18 protein-coding genes are annotated in these 18,823 nt (G+C 57.8%); 14 read left to right on the top strand and 4 right to left on the bottom strand.

Annotation, left to right across the window (positions count from 1 at the left end; translation table 11 throughout):
* Positions 1-45 precede the first annotated feature (45 nt).
* From A936_RS21305 to A936_RS21295, 4 genes are all read left to right on the top strand, one after another.
* A complete protein-coding gene (locus A936_RS21305; protein ID WP_008461445.1) occupies positions 46-1,440 on the top strand; it encodes a cytochrome ubiquinol oxidase subunit I in 1,395 nt (464 codons plus the stop codon).
* Positions 1,440-2,453: a cytochrome d ubiquinol oxidase subunit II gene (gene cydB / locus A936_RS21300; protein WP_008461443.1), complete on the top strand. Its 1,014-nt coding sequence runs from the start codon at positions 1,440-1,442 to the stop codon at positions 2,451-2,453. The genes A936_RS21305 and cydB overlap by 1 nt, the downstream gene beginning before the upstream one ends.
* The gene (locus A936_RS23100; protein WP_008461441.1) at positions 2,453-2,575 is read left to right on the top strand and encodes a DUF2474 domain-containing protein; all 123 of its coding nucleotides are present in this window, start codon (positions 2,453-2,455) and stop codon (positions 2,573-2,575) included. The genes cydB and A936_RS23100 overlap by 1 nt, the downstream gene beginning before the upstream one ends.
* A gap of 168 nt (positions 2,576-2,743) precedes the next feature.
* A complete protein-coding gene (locus A936_RS21295; RefSeq protein ID WP_008461440.1) occupies positions 2,744-3,031 on the top strand; it encodes a YdgH/BhsA/McbA family protein in 288 nt (95 codons plus the stop codon).
* Positions 3,032-3,069: 38 nt separating this feature from the next.
* On the opposite strand, the gene A936_RS21290 is transcribed toward A936_RS21295, so the two are convergent.
* From A936_RS21290 to nfrB, 3 genes are read right to left on the bottom strand one after another with little or no spacing between them, the layout of a single operon-like run.
* A complete protein-coding gene (locus A936_RS21290; RefSeq protein ID WP_008461439.1) occupies positions 3,070-3,984 on the bottom strand; it encodes a DUF4434 domain-containing protein in 915 nt (304 codons plus the stop codon).
* Entirely contained in the window at positions 3,984-6,368 is a 2,385-nt protein-coding gene (locus tag A936_RS21285; protein ID WP_008461437.1) for an NfrA family protein, read from the bottom strand. Before A936_RS21285 ends, A936_RS21290 begins: the two co-directional genes overlap by 1 nt.
* On the bottom strand, positions 6,365-8,590 hold the full coding sequence (nfrB, locus tag A936_RS21280) for a cyclic di-3',5'-guanylate-activated glycosyltransferase NfrB (RefSeq protein WP_008461435.1): 2,226 nt from the start codon (positions 8,588-8,590) through the stop codon (positions 6,365-6,367). The genes A936_RS21285 and nfrB overlap by 4 nt, the downstream gene beginning before the upstream one ends.
* A gap of 316 nt (positions 8,591-8,906) precedes the next feature.
* Between nfrB and A936_RS21275 the strand changes: the two genes are divergently transcribed.
* Positions 8,907-9,236 (top strand): SMR family transporter, encoded by a 330-nt coding sequence (locus tag A936_RS21275; protein ID WP_008461433.1) that lies wholly within the window; start codon positions 8,907-8,909, stop codon positions 9,234-9,236.
* Positions 9,237-9,278: 42 nt separating this feature from the next.
* Here the strand turns inward: A936_RS21275 and A936_RS21270 are convergent, their stop codons facing one another.
* Positions 9,279-9,827: a helix-turn-helix domain-containing protein gene (locus tag A936_RS21270; protein WP_008461431.1), complete on the bottom strand. Its 549-nt coding sequence runs from the start codon at positions 9,825-9,827 to the stop codon at positions 9,279-9,281.
* Between the two features lie 106 nt (positions 9,828-9,933).
* Here A936_RS21270 and A936_RS21265 point away from each other — a divergent pair, with 106 nt between their 5' ends.
* From A936_RS21265 to A936_RS21225, 9 genes are all read left to right on the top strand, one after another.
* On the top strand, positions 9,934-10,593 hold the full coding sequence (locus A936_RS21265; protein WP_008461430.1) for an AzlC family ABC transporter permease: 660 nt from the start codon (positions 9,934-9,936) through the stop codon (positions 10,591-10,593).
* Complete coding sequence (locus tag A936_RS21260) at positions 10,593-10,916, top strand: AzlD domain-containing protein (RefSeq protein WP_008461429.1); 324 nt, start codon at positions 10,593-10,595, stop codon at positions 10,914-10,916. The genes A936_RS21265 and A936_RS21260 overlap by 1 nt, the downstream gene beginning before the upstream one ends.
* 318 nt (positions 10,917-11,234) lie before the next feature.
* Positions 11,235-11,474, top strand: a complete 240-nt coding sequence (locus tag A936_RS21255) for a DUF2554 family protein (protein WP_008461428.1) — start codon at positions 11,235-11,237, stop codon at positions 11,472-11,474.
* A gap of 118 nt (positions 11,475-11,592) precedes the next feature.
* Positions 11,593-13,218 carry a TIGR04028 family ABC transporter substrate-binding protein gene (locus A936_RS21250; RefSeq protein WP_008461426.1) on the top strand — a complete coding sequence of 542 codons (1,626 nt, stop codon included), beginning with the start codon at positions 11,593-11,595 and terminating at the stop codon, positions 13,216-13,218.
* A 9-nt stretch (positions 13,219-13,227) separates the two neighbouring features.
* On the top strand, positions 13,228-14,172 hold the full coding sequence (locus tag A936_RS21245) for an ABC transporter permease (protein WP_008461425.1): 945 nt from the start codon (positions 13,228-13,230) through the stop codon (positions 14,170-14,172).
* The gene (locus tag A936_RS21240; RefSeq protein ID WP_008461424.1) at positions 14,169-15,029 is read left to right on the top strand and encodes an ABC transporter permease; all 861 of its coding nucleotides are present in this window, start codon (positions 14,169-14,171) and stop codon (positions 15,027-15,029) included. The genes A936_RS21245 and A936_RS21240 overlap by 4 nt, the downstream gene beginning before the upstream one ends.
* On the top strand, positions 15,026-16,645 hold the full coding sequence (locus tag A936_RS21235) for a dipeptide ABC transporter ATP-binding protein (RefSeq protein ID WP_008461423.1): 1,620 nt from the start codon (positions 15,026-15,028) through the stop codon (positions 16,643-16,645). Before A936_RS21240 ends, A936_RS21235 begins: the two co-directional genes overlap by 4 nt.
* Positions 16,642-17,688, top strand: a complete 1,047-nt coding sequence (locus A936_RS21230) for a putative FMN-dependent luciferase-like monooxygenase (RefSeq protein ID WP_008461421.1) — start codon at positions 16,642-16,644, stop codon at positions 17,686-17,688. Before A936_RS21235 ends, A936_RS21230 begins: the two co-directional genes overlap by 4 nt.
* Positions 17,685-18,776 carry an alkylhydroperoxidase domain protein gene (locus A936_RS21225; RefSeq protein WP_008461420.1) on the top strand — a complete coding sequence of 364 codons (1,092 nt, stop codon included), beginning with the start codon at positions 17,685-17,687 and terminating at the stop codon, positions 18,774-18,776. The genes A936_RS21230 and A936_RS21225 overlap by 4 nt, the downstream gene beginning before the upstream one ends.
* Positions 18,777-18,823: the final 47 nt, after the last annotated feature.

The raw sequence follows: 18,823 nt of genomic DNA, 5'->3' as shown, positions 1-18,823 counted from the left end.
CGCGGCCTACAATCGAGCCGAATAATTTGCTATGCGGAGTTCTGCATGTTCGGTTTAGACGCTTTTCACCTGGCGAGGATCCAGTTTGCTTTCACTGTCTCCTTCCACATTATTTTCCCGGCCATCACCATCGGGCTTGCCAGCTACCTCGCGGTACTTGAGGGGCTCTGGCTTAAGTCTAAAAACCCGGTTTACCGCTCGCTGTACCACTTCTGGTCGAAGATTTTTGCCGTCAACTTTGGCATGGGCGTGGTCTCCGGGCTGGTCATGGCCTACCAGTTCGGCACCAACTGGAGCGGGTTCTCGCAGTTTGCCGGCAGCATCACCGGCCCGCTGCTGACCTACGAAGTGCTGACCGCTTTCTTCCTTGAAGCCGGTTTTCTGGGCGTGATGCTGTTCGGCTGGAACCGCGTTGGCCCGGGTCTGCACTTCTTCGCCACCTGCATGGTGGCGCTCGGGACAATCATTTCCACTTTCTGGATCCTCGCCTCAAACAGCTGGATGCAAACCCCTCAGGGCTTTGAGATCCACAACGGACAGGTCGTCCCGGTGGACTGGCTGGCGGTGGTCTTTAACCCCTCATTCCCTTATCGCCTGCTGCATATGTCCGTGGCGGCGTTCCTCAGCAGCGCCTTCTTTGTTGGGGCCTCCGCCGCCTGGCACCTGCTGCGCGGCAATAACACGCCAGCCATTCGCACCATGTTTTCAATGGCCCTGTGGATGGCGGTGATTGTCGCCCCCCTTCAGGCAATGATCGGCGACATGCACGGCCTGAATACGCTCCAGCATCAACCGGCTAAAATCGCCGCCATTGAGGGACACTGGGAAAACCGTCCCGGCGAGCCGACGCCGCTGCTGCTGTTCGGACTGCCGGATATGGACCAGGAGCGCACTCGCTTTGGCCTGGAAATCCCGGCGCTCGGCAGCCTGATCCTCACCCACAGTCTGGAAAAACAGGTGCCTGCCCTGAAAGAGTTCCCGAAAGAGGACCGCCCTAACTCGCCGATTGTCTTTTGGTCGTTCCGCGTGATGGCGGGCTTAGGCATGCTGATGATCCTGCTCGGCGTCGCCAGCCTGTGGCTTCGCTACCGCGACCGGCTGTTTGAGAGCCGCCCGTTCCTGCACTTTGCGCTGTGGATGGGGCCCTCGGGGCTGATTGCCATTCTCGCCGGGTGGATTACGACGGAGGTTGGCCGCCAGCCCTGGGTCGTTTATGGCCTGCTGCGCACCAAAGATGCCGTGTCTGCCCACGGTACGCTGCAAATGAGCCTCAGCCTGGCCGCTTTCTTTGTGGTGTACATGTCGGTGTTTGGCGTCGGCTACGGCTACATGATTCGGCTCATCAAAAAAGGCCCGCAGCCGTTCGACGACCATCCGGCACAAGGCACCCCATCCCGCCCGCTGTCCGCGGTCGCTGAATCACTTGAGGAGACGCGCTAATGGGCATCGATTTATCTGTTATTTGGTTTGTGATTATCGTCTTCTCCACCCTGATGTATATCGTGATGGACGGTTTCGATCTGGGGATTGGTATTCTGTTTCCGTTTATTCGCGACGCTGAAGACCGCGATGTGATGGTCAACAGCGTGGCACCGGTCTGGGATGGGAACGAAACCTGGCTGGTGCTGGGCGGGGCTGCCCTGTTTGGTGCCTTCCCGCTGGCGTATGCGGTTATCGTCGATGCCCTGACTATTCCGCTCACGCTGATGCTGGTGGGGCTGATTTTTCGCGGCGTCGCCTTCGAGTTCCGCTTTAAGGCCACGCCGGCGCATCGCCCCTTCTGGGACAAAGCGTTCCTGGGGGGATCGATTCTGGCGACTTTTTGCCAGGGTATCGCCGTCGGCGCCGTTATCTCAGGCTTTTCAGTCAGCGGGCGGCATTTTGCCGGTAGCCAGCTTGACTGGTTGACGCCGTTCAACCTGTTCTGCGGCCTGGGTCTGGTCATAGCCTACGCTTTACTGGGTGCCACCTGGCTGGTGATGAAAAGCGAAGATCCGCTGCAAAGAAGAATGCGGAGCCTGACCCCAGCATTGCTGCTGGCGCTTTTGGCCGTGATAGCGGCGATCAGCCTCTGGACGCCGCTTCGCCACGCGAATATTGCAGAGCGTTGGTTCTCCCTGCCAAATCTGCTGTTCCTGCTGCCGGTCCCGCTGCTTGTCGTGCTCTTCAGCCTGTGGCTCTGGCGCAGCGTGCGGGCAACCGACAGCCTGCACGCCACACCGTTTGTGCTGACGCTGGGGCTGGTTTTTCTGGGCTTTAGCGGGCTGGGCATCAGCATCTGGCCAAACATCATTCCGCCGGACATCACGCTGTGGCAGGCCGCTGCGCCACCGCAAAGCCAGGGCTTTATGCTGGTTGGCGCGCTGTTTATTATTCCGATAATCCTGGTTTACACCTTCTGGAGCTATTACGTATTCCGAGGGAAGGTGCAGCCTGGCGAGGGCTACCATTGATGAAAGAGACCGCTAAACGTGTCATGTGGATGGTTATTCTATGGAGCGTCAGCGTATTTGCGCTGGCCGCAGTGGGGATGGGATTTCGCCTGCTGATGACCGCCGCAGGCTTTAAATCTTAATTCGCTGGGCCGTGCGTCGTGGGAAGGAATATGTTCAGTCCTTCCCGCTAACTCATTCTGAATCTATGGTGAAGAAATTGATTTTCTTTAAAACTGTGCTAATTCTTTAATGCGTTAATGAGGAAAAACAGTTAACCATTTCAATGAAACATTCAGAGGATGACAAAGATGAAATATATGCTACCCGCACTGGCTTTAACGCTGTTAGTTTCATCACCTGTTTTTGCGGCAAAACAAATTACTCATGAAGAATCATCTGGTTATACAAAAGTTGGCGATCTTTCCCTGGAACAAGACGGGACCCCGACCGTCGGACACAAGGATTTATCCAAAGAGGTAAATCAAAAGTGTGAAGCGTCCAACGTGAAGCCTGCCGACTGCTTTTATGTGATAATCGCCGCCACCGGCGACGAGTCTAATCATAAAAATATTAATATCGAAGTCTTTAAGAAATAAATAACCAGACGGCCCTAAAACAGGGCCGTCATTCATTTTTATTTCACTTCTGTTTTCACACTGGCCTGCGGCACATTACGATATTGTAATATTCCAGCGGCAACATCTAAATAACGCAGCGAAAAATACACTCTGTCCTGCCCCACTGCGGGTTTGACAGACATTAAGCGCTTCTGCTCGGCAGTAGAAACAGGCTCGGCGCTAAAGTGAGCAGTATTTTTATCCTGACGGAAGAGTTCGATCACCTCACCGCTGCTTTGCGTTTGCCGGTACAGCGCTCGCGCAGCGGGCGTTAACACGCCCGTCCCGGCCCCGTCCTGCACCCAGATTTTCACCCCGCTGTGGCTCAGGGTGGTCACCCATTTTTGGTAGCCATCCGGCGACATATTGCCGGCAAAGAAGCTGCTGACGGCAACCGGTTTATCGGCCACCGAGGCGAGAGACTCATGGGTTTTTGTCAGCCATGCCAGCGCGGCCTGCTGCATATCCGGGCTTCGCCAGCGGCGGTCGTCCAGCTCGCTGCTGATGTACCAGCCCGCAATGTTTTCAGCCCCGAGCACCTGCGTCCAGCGCGTGGCAACCGCCACGTCCTGGGCGCGCAGCAGGTTAAAGTAACTTTCCAGCGCAGTGAGCGGCTGATTTTGCCGTTCGAAGAATTTATCGTCCGCGGCCAGGCCCAGCACCAGCTTCAGCCCGCTGTTTTTTACCAGGCGAGCCTTGCCCTCCAGCCAGTTTTGCGGTTCCCCGCCGGCGAAGGCGTCCCCATAGCGGCTCCACTGAAAGACCAGAGTATCAATGCCCTGTTGCTTCAGCTGCGCCAGCATCGTGGTCCATTGCTGGTCGGTCATCGACATATCACGCAGCTGGGGCTGATACATTACCGCGTTAATGGCAAAGGCAGTCGCCGGGCAAAACAGCACGGCCGCCAGCGTTAATGCCGGAGTAAATTTCATTACCAACGCACTCCTATGGTAAGGAACAGACTGTTTTTGGAATCTATATCGCGGTTACGGCCGTCGAATACCCGCTGGTATTCCAGCCCCACGCTCGCCTTGTGGGGATAAGCATCATAATGTGTTTCGCCAAACCAGGTGTTATAGCGAACGCCTACGCCGCCGAGCCTGTTATCCATACTGCGTGAATGCCGCGTCTGGTTGTTGTACTGCACATGCCAGTAAGGTTCGATCGTGTGTCGCGCCGAAACCTTGTGGTGCCAGCTTTGGCGGTAATCGGCCGTGTACAGCTGATAGTCGTATTTCACGAAATGCGCCGCGTCCAGATAGAGGTTCTGCGCAAACCAGCCTTTACCCAGCGGGTGCCAGTCATCGCTGTACTCCCCGCCGTTCAGGAACGAAGCGCTGGCTCGCAGCATCATATCCGTCCGGGCATCGTCCGCCTTATCGAGAGGAAGCTGCTGCTCCACCGCCAGATAAATAACCTGCTCACGCAATGGCTTCCAGCGAACGCCCATTCCCACCATCGGCTGATAGACAGGCGCGATATTGCTGTGCCCTGCGCTGCCGCCAAACAGTCGGGTATAAACCGAAAGCTGATCGCCATCCAGAATTTGATTCTGGCCAATGCGGTATTCAGCTTCAGCCTGGCCATAACTACGGTTGCTTTTATCTCGTGAGACGCCGCCGCCTGCGCCCGCTTCATTTTTAGAGGCGGAAGTCAGGCCCAGCGAACTGTCAAAGGAGAACGTCCAGCGCCGCTGGCTATCTTCGTGCACGCGGCGGAAGGCGAAGCGCTCTTTTTGCTGCGCGTCGGTTAAGCCTTTGGACGGGGTCAGCGTGTTGTCGATATCATCCACAACGCGTTCGCTGTAACGTTTGGTTTGAGGCTTGTCATCCAGCCGCTGGTTGATATAAACCATCTGTCGCAGGATTTCCGGCGAGTCAGGCATGGTTTGCAACGCTTGCTCCAGCTCGCTGCGCGCGCCGGGCATATCTCCCGCTTTAAACAGCGCAAAACCGCGCGTGGCGTGATCCTGCTCCGGCGGGGTCTCAAAGTTCAGCTCCGGCATGGCTCGCTGCCAGGCCACCTGTCGCCAGTAGTCAAGCGCGGCGTTGTCTTTCGCCAGCCAGGCGCTGCGAGCTGCGGCACGGATGTCTTCATCGCTAAGCGTTTTAACCGGCACGCTCCGCAGGCTACTTTGCGCCAGCGCGTAGTCTTCTACGGCAAACGCCAGATAAGCCACCTGCCGCGCGTAGTAAGGATTAGCATCGCGGGATTGAGCCTGCTGGGCGGCATACAGCGCCATTCCCGGCGAGGTTTGCTGGTAGCATTCCGCGAGGTGCGACCAGCTCTGCGCATCGTACTGCGGCGACATGTCGCCCAGGATGGTGATAACTTTATCGCACTGGTCTTTAAGCACGCGCGCCTGCGCCATACGAATTTCAGCGGCGGAAAGCGGTTTTGGCTTCACAACCGGCAGCGTTGCCTCTGGTAGCTTCAGCCCGCCCCACGTCACCATCAGATAGCGCCAGTTATGTTTCTCACTGTCCGTATCAAAGGCAGGCTTGTGGCTGGACAGGTAATTTTCCAGTTCGGGATGTTTCTTGCGCTCCGCCAGGGACTGCGCGTAGGCCAGCTGCATACCCGGCGTGTTCATGACGCCCTGCTGCTGGAGATCCAGAATACGGCGATCGCGCCCAAGATGAAGCAGGATGGCAAACCACTGCTGATACTGCTCTTCACTCAGCGTCGCCAGCCGGTCCTGCAGGGCAAAGCCGCGATCGGCTGTTTGCCAGTCCTGCAGATAAATAGCGCGCTGAGTCAGGTTGTTAATCAACGTGTGCCCCGCAGGCGAGGTGCGAAACGCATCGTCGTTAAACTGCTGCAGCGCGATATCCAACGCCCCAAGCTTAACGGCAAAGTTACCCACTTCGGCGCGGCATACCACGGAAGGAGAAGCGTTACATTCGTCGTTAAACGCCAGCAGTTGCTCACGCGTTGTCACATTTTTAGCAGGAAGGGGAATAGCGTCCCGCGCCCGACGGACCTGCGCGTTGTCGGGCGTTTTGCGTAGTTGCTCATTCAGCAGCGCAGCCGCTTTATCGTCATGGTGAAAATGGCGATACGCTTCGGCAAGCCAGAGCGTCAGTCGGACGCTATCCGGGGCCAGCTCGCGGGCGTGCTGAAAGCTGCTGATGGCACGCTGCTCATCGTTGGCTTTCAGCGCCTTTTGCGCGCGCTCAATGTGTGGATACACCTTGAAGTAGCGGTAATCGCTTAACCCCAGATCCTCTTTCGAACCTTCGGTGGCCGCCAGGGAATACCCGGCGATCATCAGGCCGCATGTCAAAATAGCTAACGGTTTAAGGCTGAACTTCATGCTATTTCTCCTGCAAGGCTGGAGATTTGCAGGCTGCTCAACCCGGCTTTATGCATCAGCCCATTTAAAGAAGGCTGGAGTATTTTTTGCTGTTCCAGCGCACGATCGACCGCGTGTTGGTCGACAACTTGTTCCTGCACCAGGAAATCACCAAACTGCATTTCACTGCGCTCATAGCGCAGCAGTACCGCTTTCAGTACAGCCTCATCCAGGTGACTTTCCGTAATCAGCACTTCGGCAAACAATATTTGCCCGGAGACATATTCCTGCCAGATAGCCTCGGCCTGATCCGAAGTTAACATTTCCGCATTGACCGCTCTGGAGAGCAGTTCCGACGGGTCGTTTTCAGACTGGAGATACCAGCGACGTAGCCCCACCACAACTTCACCTCGCGGCACGATAACGTAACTTACTGGACGCTGAACTTTGCGCCCCAGCGCAGCAAGAGAGACGGGATCAATGGCACTTTCGCTGGCAAAAATCAGCGTCCCCTGCTCCTCGCGTAGCGGAAGCACCGCGTAGTGCAGCGCCACATTTGCCGGCACCGATTTAACCAGCGCCTCATCTAAACGACGGCTGTCGATGATTTCCATCGGCACGCTTGCCTGTTCCGCCAGAGCATTCGCTAGCTGTTGGGCCGTAATCACCCCGCGATTAACGAGGCTCCCCCCAAGTTTGAGGCCAGGTACTCTGTTTTGCAGCGCTTCCATCAGTTGCTCTTCGCTGATAACGCCCTGGCTGACCAGAATTTCACCCAGCGGACGAAGAGCACGGTTGCGGGTATTGACTGTCGGGAAGTCATGGGTTGTTTTATCCCAGGCAACGCGCCTCGGATCACCATGCTGGATCACCTGACGAATTGCACGCCAGTTGGCCATAAAGTTGATTAAGTTGCCCCAGAAAAGGCGTGGAATGGACATCAGTCCCTGCCCTAAGCCGTAGTAACCGGTGACGAAGATAATTCGCTGTAAAATTCGGTTGGCCATCAGGAAAAAGTTTATCCACAGCAGAGTGCTGAGCCATGCGCCACCGACAAAGATCGACAGGAACTGCCAGGCGCCTTCTACGCTGCGCTGATAAATTAACAGCGCCACCAGCTGCAGCATCACCAGCATGGCGGCAAAACTCAGGAAGTTAGCCACGGCGCCTTTCCGGTCGCGCCACAGGAAGTAGTTAAGTACCCAGTTATTGCTCCAGCGATGCGTCTTAAATCCCTGAAAAACGATACCAATAATCCAGCGGGACTTTTGGCGCACCGCAGTCGTATACGTATCCGGGAAATATTCGCGCACGCAGATTACTTTTGCGGTGCGTTTACGCTGGCCGAACGGCCTTGCGGAACGATCGGTGTCATCCACCACCGGGAAGCGACAGAATATCTCCTCCATCCCTTTTTGCCGCAGGCGGAAACCGATGTCATAGTCTTCGGTCAGACTTTGCACATCAAAGGCGATACCGTCACCATCGGCAAGCAGCGCCAGCACCGCGCGGCGGCTGAAGCAGGTGCCGACGCCAGCGCTTGGCACCTGGCCTGCCAGCGCCTCACGCACCGGGACATCCTTGCCGTGGAGCTCGGAGAACTCGTCGAGATAGCTCAGGCTGGTGAAATGGGTCCAGCGGCGCTCGAAGGGGTAAACCGGGATCTGAATCAGATCTTTACGGTCAACGAGGTAGTTGAACAGCCGCAGCTCCATCGGAGAGATAACATCCTCTGCATCGTGCAGAATAAACCCTGAAAAGGAGAACCGGGCGTTACGCTCAAACTGTAAAATCGCATCAAGGATATTATTCAGACAGTCAGCTTTACTGGTTGGGCCTGGGCGGGCACAAACCACTTTGTGCACGTTAGGGAAACGGGCACACACCTCATCGACGTCGCGCTGCGTGTCAGGATCGTTGGGGTAGGTACCGACAAAAATATGGTAATTCTCGTAGTCAAGCGTGCTTGCCGCAAGGCTCGCCATATTGCCAATAACACCGGTTTCATTCCAGGCCGGCACCATGATAGCAAGCGGCTTTTCCTGCGGTTCATACAGCTGCTTATAGCCTAAATGATTATGACGACGATAAACGGTACAGGCGCGCCAAAAGCGGCGGAGCCAGAACACAATATCAATAAACAGATCGTCGATTCCGCTGATAAGCATCAGAATCGCCAACCCGATCGCTATGACCTTCAACCCATACAGATAAGTAGAAAAATAGTCTACTAACCAGTCCATGCCTCACCCCGAGGTTATTTATCGTTAACGACACTACACGACATCGCAGGCATACGGTCACCCTCAAATGTTACCGGTATCATAGTTGATCAGAAAAATCCTACAAAGGATAATATTTTGCTATTTTCTTTCCTCAACATTAAAGGCACTGCTCATTAACCATATAACCAGCTCAAGATTCTTTAATTAACAAATTAAACAGTTCATAAACATTCATCAGGATGCGTTCGCCTTTTTACCTGGCCGTCTTTCGAAAAATACGGCACCAGGTCAGAATAGCGCTCCGCAACCGCCGTCTCTCACTGGATACACCGACATGACCTACAGCTGGCTTATTCTCGCAATCGTTGCCGAAGTGATTGCTACCACCGCGTTAAAACTTTCCGATGGTTTCAGCCGCCTGTGGCCAAGCGTCGTCACGATTCTTTTTTATGCTGTCGCATTTTACGCGCTATCTATTACCATGCGCACTATCCCAACCGGGATCATTTATGCCATCTGGTCCGGCGCCGGCATCGTGCTCATTGGTATGATTGGCTGGCTTTTCCTCGGGCAAAAACTCGACTGGCCTGCCCTGGCAGGGATGGCGCTGATTATACTCGGTGTGCTGGTTATTAACCTCTTTTCTAAATCCGTTGCACATTAACGAGCGCCGTCCGGGCTGTCTTATCACGGCAGCCCGGGTCTGTTAATTTTGCTCGGCCACCATAATGGCCATCGTGTCCGGCTCCAGCGCCCGGAAAATATGCGGCTGATCTGCCGGGTAGCAAATATAGTCCCCGACGCCCAGCTCTGCGGCAGACTCCGTCAGGCCGACCAGAGCCCGCCCCTGCGTCACAATCATATGCTCCACCGAACCCGGTGGATGCGGCTCTGAAAGCCTTGGCGTGCCGGGCTGCGCTTCGACCAGATAGATATCCCGACGCACGCCTGGCGGACAGGTTGCCAGCAAAATAGCGACATAATTAGCCTGTTCGGCGGCAATGCGGCTGCCCTCACCCCGGCGAATAATCTGCGTCCGGGCGCTTTGCGGCTCCAGCAGCGTGGCGAACGGAATATTTAACGCCACGCACAGCGCCCAGAGCGTCTCCAGGCTAGGATTACCGTTCCCGGCTTCCAGCTGTGAAAGCGTGGATTTCGCAATCCCGGCCCTGCGGGCGACTTCCGCCAGCGACAGCCCCGTCCGCCCACGTTCACGCACCAAACTTTTTGCGATGGTGTCTATTGGCTGGGTCATAAAACTCCCCCACTGTTCGTTAAAATGAACGATTCGTTCGCTTGATATGGTAACAGATTGCGGTCATTATAATGGCGATTTCGTTCGATATGGAAAACATAAGATGATGCGAGAACATCTCCGTACCCTGCCCGGAGACACCAAAAAAGCGATATTTCTGGTCTGCCTGGCCGTCGGCGTCGTGGGCGTCTCCTACGGCTCGCTGGCGATGGCCTACGGGTTCCCACTCTGGCTGCCGGTTCTGGCCTCTTTTGTTGTGCTGGCGGGGGCATCCGAATTTATGTTTATCGGTATTATTGCCAGCGGCGGGAATCCTTTTGCCGCCGCGATGGCCGGTCTGTTGGTCAACGCCAGACATATTCCGTTTGGCGTCGCCGTGCGGGAACTGGTGGGCACACGCCTGCTAAGCCTGTTGGGCTGCCATATCATGAACGACGAAAGCGTGGTGTTCGGGCTGTCCCAGGCCACGCCTGAAAAACGCAAAGCCGCCTACTGGCTCTGCGGGGCTGGCGTCGCGATCTTCTGGCCCGCAGGAACGCTGCTTGGCGCAGGCGTAGGCAGCCTGCTTCCCTCGCCGGAGGTTATCGGGCTGGATGCTGTATTCCCGGCTATCCTGCTGGCGCTGGTGATCCCGGCGTTTAAAAGCCGTACCACCCTGGTTCGCGCCTCGACCGGGGCCGCCATTTCACTTGCCGCCACGCCTTTCGCCCCCGTTGGCCTGCCGGTACTGCTTTCAATGCTGGGCCTGCTGGCGAGGAAAAAATAATGACCAATACATTCACCGTGCTTGCCGGCCTGGCAGTGCTTTCCGCAGGAACATGGCTGATGCGCTTCAGTGGCGCAAAGCTCGGCAGCAAGCTGGCGCTTTCCGAACGCTCGCAAAAGCTGCTTAACGACGGGGCAACGACCCTGCTGTTTTCGGTGGCGCTGGCAACCACTTTTTTCGAAGGTGCGCACTTCGCCGGATACGCCAGGTTTGCAGGCGTTGCCGTGGCCGTATTCCTTGCCTGGCGCAAAGTGCCATTGATTTTTGTCATTATCGCCGCGGCGCTGGTTACCGCGCTCCTGCGCCTCGCCGGTCTTCACTGATGGGCTGCCGCTTTTGCGCGGCCCTTCGCATATTCCGCCTTAACCGCAGCGCAACAAAACGCCTTCCTTGCCCGTTTTTACCTTGCTGACAAACCTTTAAATCACTTTTGATTCACCGAATAGTTTCGCGCGGGGATTATCGCTAGAGTAGCCAGGTTGCGTGCTGACGCTGCCTCTCATCCCGGCCTTATCCCCAAAAGGGAGAGAGAGAAAACAAACTGCGCATGGTTTTTATTCCCTCTCCCCTTTGGGGAGAGGGTTAGGGTGAGGGGCGCAAACAACAATGGCTCAAGAAAAAAAACCACGAGGCGTGGCAAGATGGCAATAAAACAACCGCTCAACATTATCCTGTTATTAATTGTTACCGCACTCTTCTCCGGCCAGACCATGGCTGAACGTCACGGACATGAATACTTCGTGGTGAAAGAGATGGACATTCAGCTTAGCCACCAGGCAGACAGCGACGAACTGCGCCAGGCGGCAGAAGATTCCGCTGATGATTTTCGCGAACACCATCATGCGGTCACCCACAGACGGCCAGCCACCTATTTACGTTAAGTCGATTTTCAACAATCGTTAGTAAATTTTCTTCGTTCTCATCCTTTATTGCCTGAGTTGTTATGGGTTTCAAGGCGCTGCGTGCGCCGCTAACAATCAGACAATAAAGGATAACACCATGCCATCATCGCCTCGCCAGAATACGATCGCTCGCGGTCTGGCATTAGCAGCAGCCTTTGCTGCTTTCAGCCCCAGCGCCGCCCCGGTAAAAGGCGGGGAATTGGTCTACCTGGAACAACAGGCTCACACTAACCTTTATCCTCCGGCCGGGGGCTTTTACCCGAACGGCGGCATCCTGAACCAAATTACCGACAAACTGACCTGGCAAAACCCCAAAACGCTGGAAGTGGAACCGTGGATCGCCGAATCCTGGACCAGCAATGCCGACAAAACCGAATACACCTTCAAGCTGCGCCCTGGCGTGACTTTCTCCGACGGCAGCCCTCTGGATGCCAATGCCGTGGCCAAAAACTTTGATACCTACGGTCTCGGCAACAAAGCCCTGCGCCTGCCGGTATCTGAGGTGATCAACAACTACGACCATAGCGAGGTTGTTGACCCGCTGACCGTCAAATTTTTCTTCAAAAAACCGTCGCCGGGCTTTTTACAGGGCACGGCAACCATCGGCTCCGGCCTGGTTTCCCTGAAAACGCTGTCGCGCACCTTTGACGAACTGGGCGATGCCCGCAATATCATCGGTTCCGGCCCGTTCGTGGTGCAAAACGAAACCCTGGGCCGGGAAGTCGATCTGGTCGCACGGAAAGACTACCAGTGGGGGCCGAAAAACAGCCCGCAGCAAGGGCCAGCTAACCTCGACGGCATTAAGATTCTGGTGACGCCGGAGGACAGCGTGCGCATCGGCGCGCTGCTGGCGGGCCAGGCGGATTTTATTCGCCAGGTGCAGGCCTATGACGAAAAACAGGCCACAGATCAGAAGTTCCCCCTTTACGCCGCCCCGACCCGAGGCGTGAACGACGGCATAGCGCTGCGCCCGGATAACCCGCTGGTCGCTGACGTTAAAGTTCGCCAGGCGCTGCTGCACGGCACCAACGCTCAGCAGGTTGTCGACACCCTGTTTTCCGCCAACTATCCGGTTGCTACGTCGGTGATCGCCAGCACCGCAGCGGGCTATGTTGACCTGCGCGACAAGCTGAAATATGACCCGGCGCTGGCAAACAAACTGCTTGATGAAGCCGGATGGAAAAAAGGCAGCAACGGCGTTCGCCAGAAAGACGGCAAGCCGCTAGCGCTGACCATTTACGAATCCCTGCCGCAGCCGCAGAACAAAGAAGTGCTACAGCTGGTTGCCCAGCAGTGGAAGCAAATCGGCGTGGGCCTGAGCGTGCGCGCCGGTGATGCCGGTAGCCGGGTGCTGGATACCAACGATCCGCATAAAACCGGGGTTAACGTCATCGAAGTAGGTCGCGCTGACCCGGACGTGATCAAAAGCCAGTTCCATCCGGCCAACCGCGATGCCCTGCTGCAAAAAGGCGGCCTCAGCGCCGCCTCCCAGTTTACCGACGACAAGCTGAACGCCCTGCTGGTGGGGATCTCTTCCGAAGTGGATCCGCAGAAGCGCCTGGCGCTGGCGGGCGATGCCCAGCGCTACCTTATCGACCAGGCCTACGTCATCCCGATCTTTGAAGAGCCGCAGGTCTTTGCCGGTGCACCGTGGCTGAAAGGCGTGGCGTTTGAAGCGGTCGGACGCCCGTCGTTCTACGCCGCCTGGCTTGAAAAGCACTAAGGGGCAACCATGACACGTTATCTGGCCGGGCGCATAGCCCAGGCGTTACTGGTACTGTGGGCGGCCTATAGCGTGTCGTTCATTCTTCTGCAGCTCTTGCCGGGCGATGCCGTCCTGATCAAATTCCAGAACCCGGATCTCGGCCTGAGCGCCGAGCAAATTCAGGAGATGCGGGTGATCTATGGCGAAAGCACCCCGCTCTGGCAGCAATATTTGACGACGCTCGGCCATATGCTGCGCGGTGAGTTTGGCTACTCCATCGAGGCTGGAGTGTCCGTCAGCCAGCTGATTGCCGCCAACCTTCCTTCGACGCTGCGGCTGGCCGGGCTGGGTTTTGCCGCCGCAATTATTCTTGCCGTGGGCATTTCAGCGGCCTCTACGCTGGCCCCACTTCGCTGGCTGAGAACGCTCTTTGCCAACCTTCCGGCGCTGTTCATTGCCGTCCCGACATTTTGGCTCGGCATTGCGCTCATTCAGCTGTTTTCCTTCCAGTGGCGGCTGATTCCGGTGATCAATCCCGGTTTCTGGCAGGGGCTGATTTTGCCAGTCGCCACGCTTGCGGTGCCCATTAGCGCCCCGCTGGCCCAGCTGCTGATGCGAAATATCGACCAGGTGCTGACCCAGCCGTACGTCGCCGTTGCCAGGGCAAAAGGCGGCAGCCGCGCCGGGGTACTGTGGCGGCACGTGGCCCGCAACGCCCTGTTGCCGGTGCTGACCGTGGCCGGTTTGCTGCTGGGCGAGCTGATTGCCGGGGCGCTGATCACCGAAACCGTCTTTGGCCTTAACGGCCTGGGCCAGCTGACGCAGCGGGCGGTGAATAATCAGGATGTCGCCGTGCTGCAGGCGGTGGTGATGATCTCCGCCCTGAGCTTCGTGGTCATTAATCTGCTGGTGGATGTGCTTTATCCCCTGCTCGATCCGCGCCTTAAATCTATTCGGGGAGTCACCGCATGACGACCGTTGATATTAATACTCCGCTGTCGCGCCGTGCGGTAAGCCGCTTTTCGGGCCTGCGCGCTAACATTCAGCCCGGTCTTTGGCTAGCCTGGTTAACGCTGATTATTGTCACACTTTGGGCGCTGTTCCCGGCGCTATTCACTCAGTGGAGCCCAACCGAAGGCGTCCCGGGCGCGCAGCGTCTTGCACCTCAGGCCGGACACTGGCTGGGCACCGATCAGCTTGGCCGCGATCTCTACGCGCGAATCGTCTGGGGCGCATCGCATTCGCTCTCCGGCGCGCTGGTCGCGGTAGCGCTCGGGCTGGTGGTCGGTACTGCACTTGGCGTCCTGGCCGGGGCAACCGGCGGCAAAACGGAACACGCGCTCATGCGAGGCGTGGATGTCCTGCTGGCGATCCCCGGTCTGCTGTTGTCGCTCAGTGTGATTATTCTGCTTGGATTCGGCACCGTAAACGCCGCCATCGCGGTGGGCGTGACGTCTATTGCGAACTTTACCCGCCTGGCCCGCGCGGAAGTGATTCGTATTCGCCACAGCGATTACGTCGAGGCTGCGGTCGGCAGCGGTGGCACCTTCCTGCAGGTGCTGTGGCGCCATATTTTGCCGAATGCTTTGACCTCCGTGTTCGCCTTTGCCGCGCTGCAGTTCGGCTCCGCTATTCTGGCGCTGTCTACGCTGAGTTTTCTGGGTTATGGCACGCCACCGCCGACGCCGGAATGGGGCCTGTTGATTGCCGAAGGTAGGAACTATCTGGCAACGGCCTGGTGGCTTTCCACCTTCCCCGGCGTGGTTGTCGTGGCCGTCGTGCTTGCCGTCAATCGTCTTAGCCACCCTTTTGCCCGGAGATCGTCATGAATACACCGCTGCTAAAAATCACCGACCTCAGCATCGCCTGGCGCCAGCGCGGCGGTAACAAACGCGTGGTGCATAACGCCTCCTTTAGCCTGAACGCTGGCGAGGTGCTGGCGATTGTGGGCGAATCCGGCTCAGGGAAAACCACCCTCGCCCAGTCGATTATTGGGCTGCTGGGCGACAACGGCGTAATTGAATCCGGTGAAATTCAGCTCAACGGGGAAGCCATCAGCCGCTGGTCTGAACGCCAGCTCGATGCCCTGCGCGGAGCCAGCATCAGCCTGATCCCGCAGGATCCGGGCAGTTCCCTGAATCCGGTAAAAACCATCGGCGAACAGGTGGCAGAGGTACTGAAACTTCACGCGCGGTTGCCAAAAGCCGAGCGGGAAAGCCAGGTTGTGGCCCTGCTAGAAAAAGTGGGCTTGAGTCACCCGGCGCAGCGCGCGGGGCAATATCCGCACCAGCTTTCCGGCGGGATGAAGCAGCGGGTGCTGATCGCCATGGCTATCGCCCTGAAACCCGCGCTGATTATCGCTGATGAGCCGACCAGCGCGCTGGACGTTACGGTGCAGAAACGCATTCTTGATTTGTTGGATACTCTGCGGCGCGAGTCCGGTACGGCGGTGCTATTCGTCACCCACGACCTGGCGCTGGCCGCCCAGCGTTCCGACCGTATTCTGGTGCTCCGCGACGGGCGAATCCAGGAGGCGGGCCCCACGAATGACGTCGTTCGACAGCCTAAAAACCCCTATACGCGCCAGCTGTTTGCCGATGCGCCAGGGCTGTCGCGCACGCTGCGAGCCTGGCCTTTACGCGCCCCGCAAACGGCGGCCATCGAAATCCGTAACCTAAGCCAGCACTTCTCCCTGGGGAAAGGCAGTGACCAGACGCTCCGGGCTCTGGACAACGTGTCATTTACCGTAGCCAAAGGCACCACCCACGCGCTGGTTGGCGAGTCAGGCTCAGGTAAATCCACGCTGGCGCGCATTCTGCTTGGCTTCCAGAAGCCGGACAGCGGGCAAGTGCTGATCGACGGCATCGACACCACCGATCTCAGCCCGGAAGCGCGCCGTCAGCTCCGGCAGAAAATTCAGCTGGTGTACCAGAACCCCTTTGCCTCACTCGACCCGAGCCAGACGCTCTTTCGTATCATCGAGGAGCCGCTGCTTAACTTCGGCAAGCTGTCGAAGGCCGAGCGGCGCGCCAAAGTAGAGGCGATTACCGAACGCGTGGCGCTCCCGCTGGAGGCGTTGACCCGCAAACCTCGTGAGCTTTCCGGCGGGCAGCGGCAGCGCGTGGCTATAGCCCGCGCGCTGATTCTTGAGCCACAAATTCTGGTGCTGGATGAGGCCACCTCTGCGCTGGATGTCACGGTACAGGCACAAATTCTGCGCCTGCTCGACGACCTGCAGCAGCAGCTCGGCCTGACTTACCTGTTTATCTCCCACGACCTCGCCACCGTGCGCCAGCTGGCCCACAGCGTTTCGGTGCTGCGCGCCGGAGAACTGGTGGATAACGGCCCGATTGCCGACGTATTTAACGCCCCGGCCAGCGATTACACCTGGCAGTTGCTAAACGCTATTCCCGATATTGGCTTTGGCCATAAGGACGTTGCATGACCATTAAACGACTGGGCTTTTTTACCCGCCTGCTTGACCATGCCCCGGCAGCCGAACGCTACCGGCTGGCAACGGAACAAATTATTCACGCCGAATGGCACGGTTTTGATGCCGCCTGGGTGGCGCAGCACCACTTCCACGAAGCCGAAGGCGGCCTTCCCGCCCCGCTGGTGTTTCTCAGCCACGTGGCGGCCCATACCCGGCGCATCCGCCTTGGCACAGGGATTATTACCCTGCCGATGGAATCCGCGCTGCGCGTGGCCGAAGACGCGGTTGTCCTGGATCTGCTGAGCGGCGGGCGCTTTGAACTTGGCGTCGGCTCCGGCGGCACACCGGGCTCCTTTCCGGCATTTGGGTTACAAAGCGCGGAAAGGGGCAAAATTTACGCCGACAACCTCTCATTGCTGCGCTCAGCCCTGAACGACGAGCCGCTGGTGGGCACGGATAACCATCTTTACCCGGCCTCCCCGCAGCTAAAAAACCGCATCTGGCAGGCGACTTTTTCCGTTGACGGCGGCGCGCGGGCAGGAAAAGCGGGCGACGGGCTGATGCTTTCCCGCACTCAGCCTCGCCCGGCTGACGCGCTGAATACCCCGCTGGATGAGATACAAAACCCGATCATCGATGCCTATCTGGACGCCTTGCCCGAGGGCGTTGAGCCTCGCATCCTTGGCTCCAGAACCGGGTTTGTCACCGACGACGGCGAGCTGGCAAAGCAGCTAGCTGCCAAAGGGCTGCGCCAGCAGGCAGAGCAGCACCGGGCGCAGGGGCATCCGGTATTGGGCGAGACGCTGGATAGCCATATTGCCTCGTTTGACGTTCATCTGGGGACGCCGCAGCAGGTCATTGCCTCGCTGACACGCGACAGCACGCTCCAGCGCGTGACCGACCTTTCGTTCCAGGTGCACTCCATCGATCCGCCGCATGCCTACATTTTGCGGTCTATTGAACTGCTGGCGCAGCAGGTTGCCCCGGCGCTCGGCTGGGTTCGCAGCAGCGCCCGCCCAACCTCTACCTCGTCATTGTCTAAGGAGTCATTATGAGTCATTCGGATTTGCTCAATCATCTGGCGGGCGTTATTCCCGGCACCGCGCTTGCGGAAGCGCGGGAAATCCGCGACGCTGCCACAGCCCACGCGCAGGGCAGCTATGAGGCGCTTTTCGGTGAGGCCAGTTCAAGTGGCCTGAGCCTGCCAGAAAGGCTGCATCTCGCGAGGCGAGTGGCGGACTGGCACGACGATGCCCGGCTCACGGACCATTACGCCCAGCGTCTGGCTGGCCAACCCGCCAGCGAACGCTTTAGCGCCTGGCTCGATCATGCCGAAAGACTGAGTTTCCAGCCGGTGCAGGCAGGCCCGCAGGACGTCCAGACGCTGATTCAGGCGGGCTTTAGCGAAGAAGAAGTGGTGACACTGTCACAAATTATTGGCTTTGTGGCCTTCCAGAGCCGACTGCTGCGCGGCCTGCGCCTGATTGGCGGCCAACAGGCAAACGGCGAACAGGTTCGCATTCCTGCCGCCGGCGAGTGGCACCGCCAGCCGTTAACCGCCAGCGGCAAATCCGCTCCGGTGACGTTTACCCAGGCCGAGCTTAACTGGGAACCCTGGATAGCCGCCCTGCCTTACGCGGAATTCGCCCCGGAAGAGCAGGAAACCCTGAAACGTTTTGGGCACCAGGACTCGGATTATTTCCGCCTGCTGGGCCGCAATCTGCCGGTACTGGAACAGCGCACGCTCACCGATAAAGGCATTTTCTATACGCCGGGCGGTTTGCCCCGCGCCGAGCGCGAACTTGCCGCCACGGTTGCCAGCAAGATCAACGGCTGCATTTACTGCGCCTCCGTGCACGCCCGCAAGGCCAGCCAGCTGTCAAAACATAACGAAGCGATTGAACGTCTACTGACCATCGAACCTGGCGGGACGCTGAGCGACGGGCAATCCCCTCGCTGGCAGGCGGAAATTAACTTTTCGGCGGCATTATCCGCCACTCCGGCAAGCGCCAATGCGCAACAGATACATGCCCTGAGGGAACTGGGATTAAGCGAGCTTGAGTTGTTGGATTTGGTGCAGTCCACGGCCTTTTTCGCATGGGCCAACCGTCTGATGCTGACCCTGGGCGAGCCGTTTAACTGATTGCAGGCAGGCAAACGTGCCGTGGAATTATGATCCACCGGCACGCT

The organism is Enterobacter sp. Ag1 (assembly GCA_000277545.1).
Lineage (GTDB): Bacteria > Pseudomonadota > Gammaproteobacteria > Enterobacterales > Enterobacteriaceae > Cedecea.
Note: the sequence above shows the minus strand (reverse complement) of the source record. Positions and strands in the feature narration are given on the sequence as shown.

Bases quoted from the DNA above. Each gene is read 5' to 3' on its own strand.
- A936_RS21265 (WP_008461430.1), top strand. From the start codon at position 9,934: ATGCGAGAACATCTCCGTACCCTGCCCGGAGACACCAAAAAAGCGATA.
- A936_RS21305 (WP_008461445.1), top strand. From the start codon at position 46: ATGTTCGGTTTAGACGCTTTTCACCTGGCGAGGATCCAGTTTGCTTTC.
- A936_RS21245 (WP_008461425.1), top strand. From the start codon at position 13,228: ATGACACGTTATCTGGCCGGGCGCATAGCCCAGGCGTTACTGGTACTG.
- A936_RS21240 (WP_008461424.1), top strand. From the start codon at position 14,169: ATGACGACCGTTGATATTAATACTCCGCTGTCGCGCCGTGCGGTAAGC.
- A936_RS21275 (WP_008461433.1), top strand. From the start codon at position 8,907: ATGACCTACAGCTGGCTTATTCTCGCAATCGTTGCCGAAGTGATTGCT.
- A936_RS21235 (WP_008461423.1), top strand. From the start codon at position 15,026: ATGAATACACCGCTGCTAAAAATCACCGACCTCAGCATCGCCTGGCGC.
- A936_RS21270 (WP_008461431.1), bottom strand. From the start codon at position 9,827: ATGACCCAGCCAATAGACACCATCGCAAAAAGTTTGGTGCGTGAACGT.
- A936_RS21295 (WP_008461440.1), top strand. From the start codon at position 2,744: ATGAAATATATGCTACCCGCACTGGCTTTAACGCTGTTAGTTTCATCA.
- A936_RS21230 (WP_008461421.1), top strand. From the start codon at position 16,642: ATGACCATTAAACGACTGGGCTTTTTTACCCGCCTGCTTGACCATGCC.
- A936_RS23100 (WP_008461441.1), top strand. From the start codon at position 2,453: ATGAAAGAGACCGCTAAACGTGTCATGTGGATGGTTATTCTATGGAGC.
- A936_RS21260 (WP_008461429.1), top strand. From the start codon at position 10,593: ATGACCAATACATTCACCGTGCTTGCCGGCCTGGCAGTGCTTTCCGCA.
- nfrB (WP_008461435.1), bottom strand. From the start codon at position 8,590: ATGGACTGGTTAGTAGACTATTTTTCTACTTATCTGTATGGGTTGAAG.
- A936_RS21225 (WP_008461420.1), top strand. From the start codon at position 17,685: ATGAGTCATTCGGATTTGCTCAATCATCTGGCGGGCGTTATTCCCGGC.
- A936_RS21250 (WP_008461426.1), top strand. From the start codon at position 11,593: ATGCCATCATCGCCTCGCCAGAATACGATCGCTCGCGGTCTGGCATTA.
- A936_RS21255 (WP_008461428.1), top strand. From the start codon at position 11,235: ATGGCAATAAAACAACCGCTCAACATTATCCTGTTATTAATTGTTACC.
- A936_RS21285 (WP_008461437.1), bottom strand. From the start codon at position 6,368: ATGAAGTTCAGCCTTAAACCGTTAGCTATTTTGACATGCGGCCTGATG.
- A936_RS21290 (WP_008461439.1), bottom strand. From the start codon at position 3,984: ATGAAATTTACTCCGGCATTAACGCTGGCGGCCGTGCTGTTTTGCCCG.
- cydB (WP_008461443.1), top strand. From the start codon at position 1,440: ATGGGCATCGATTTATCTGTTATTTGGTTTGTGATTATCGTCTTCTCC.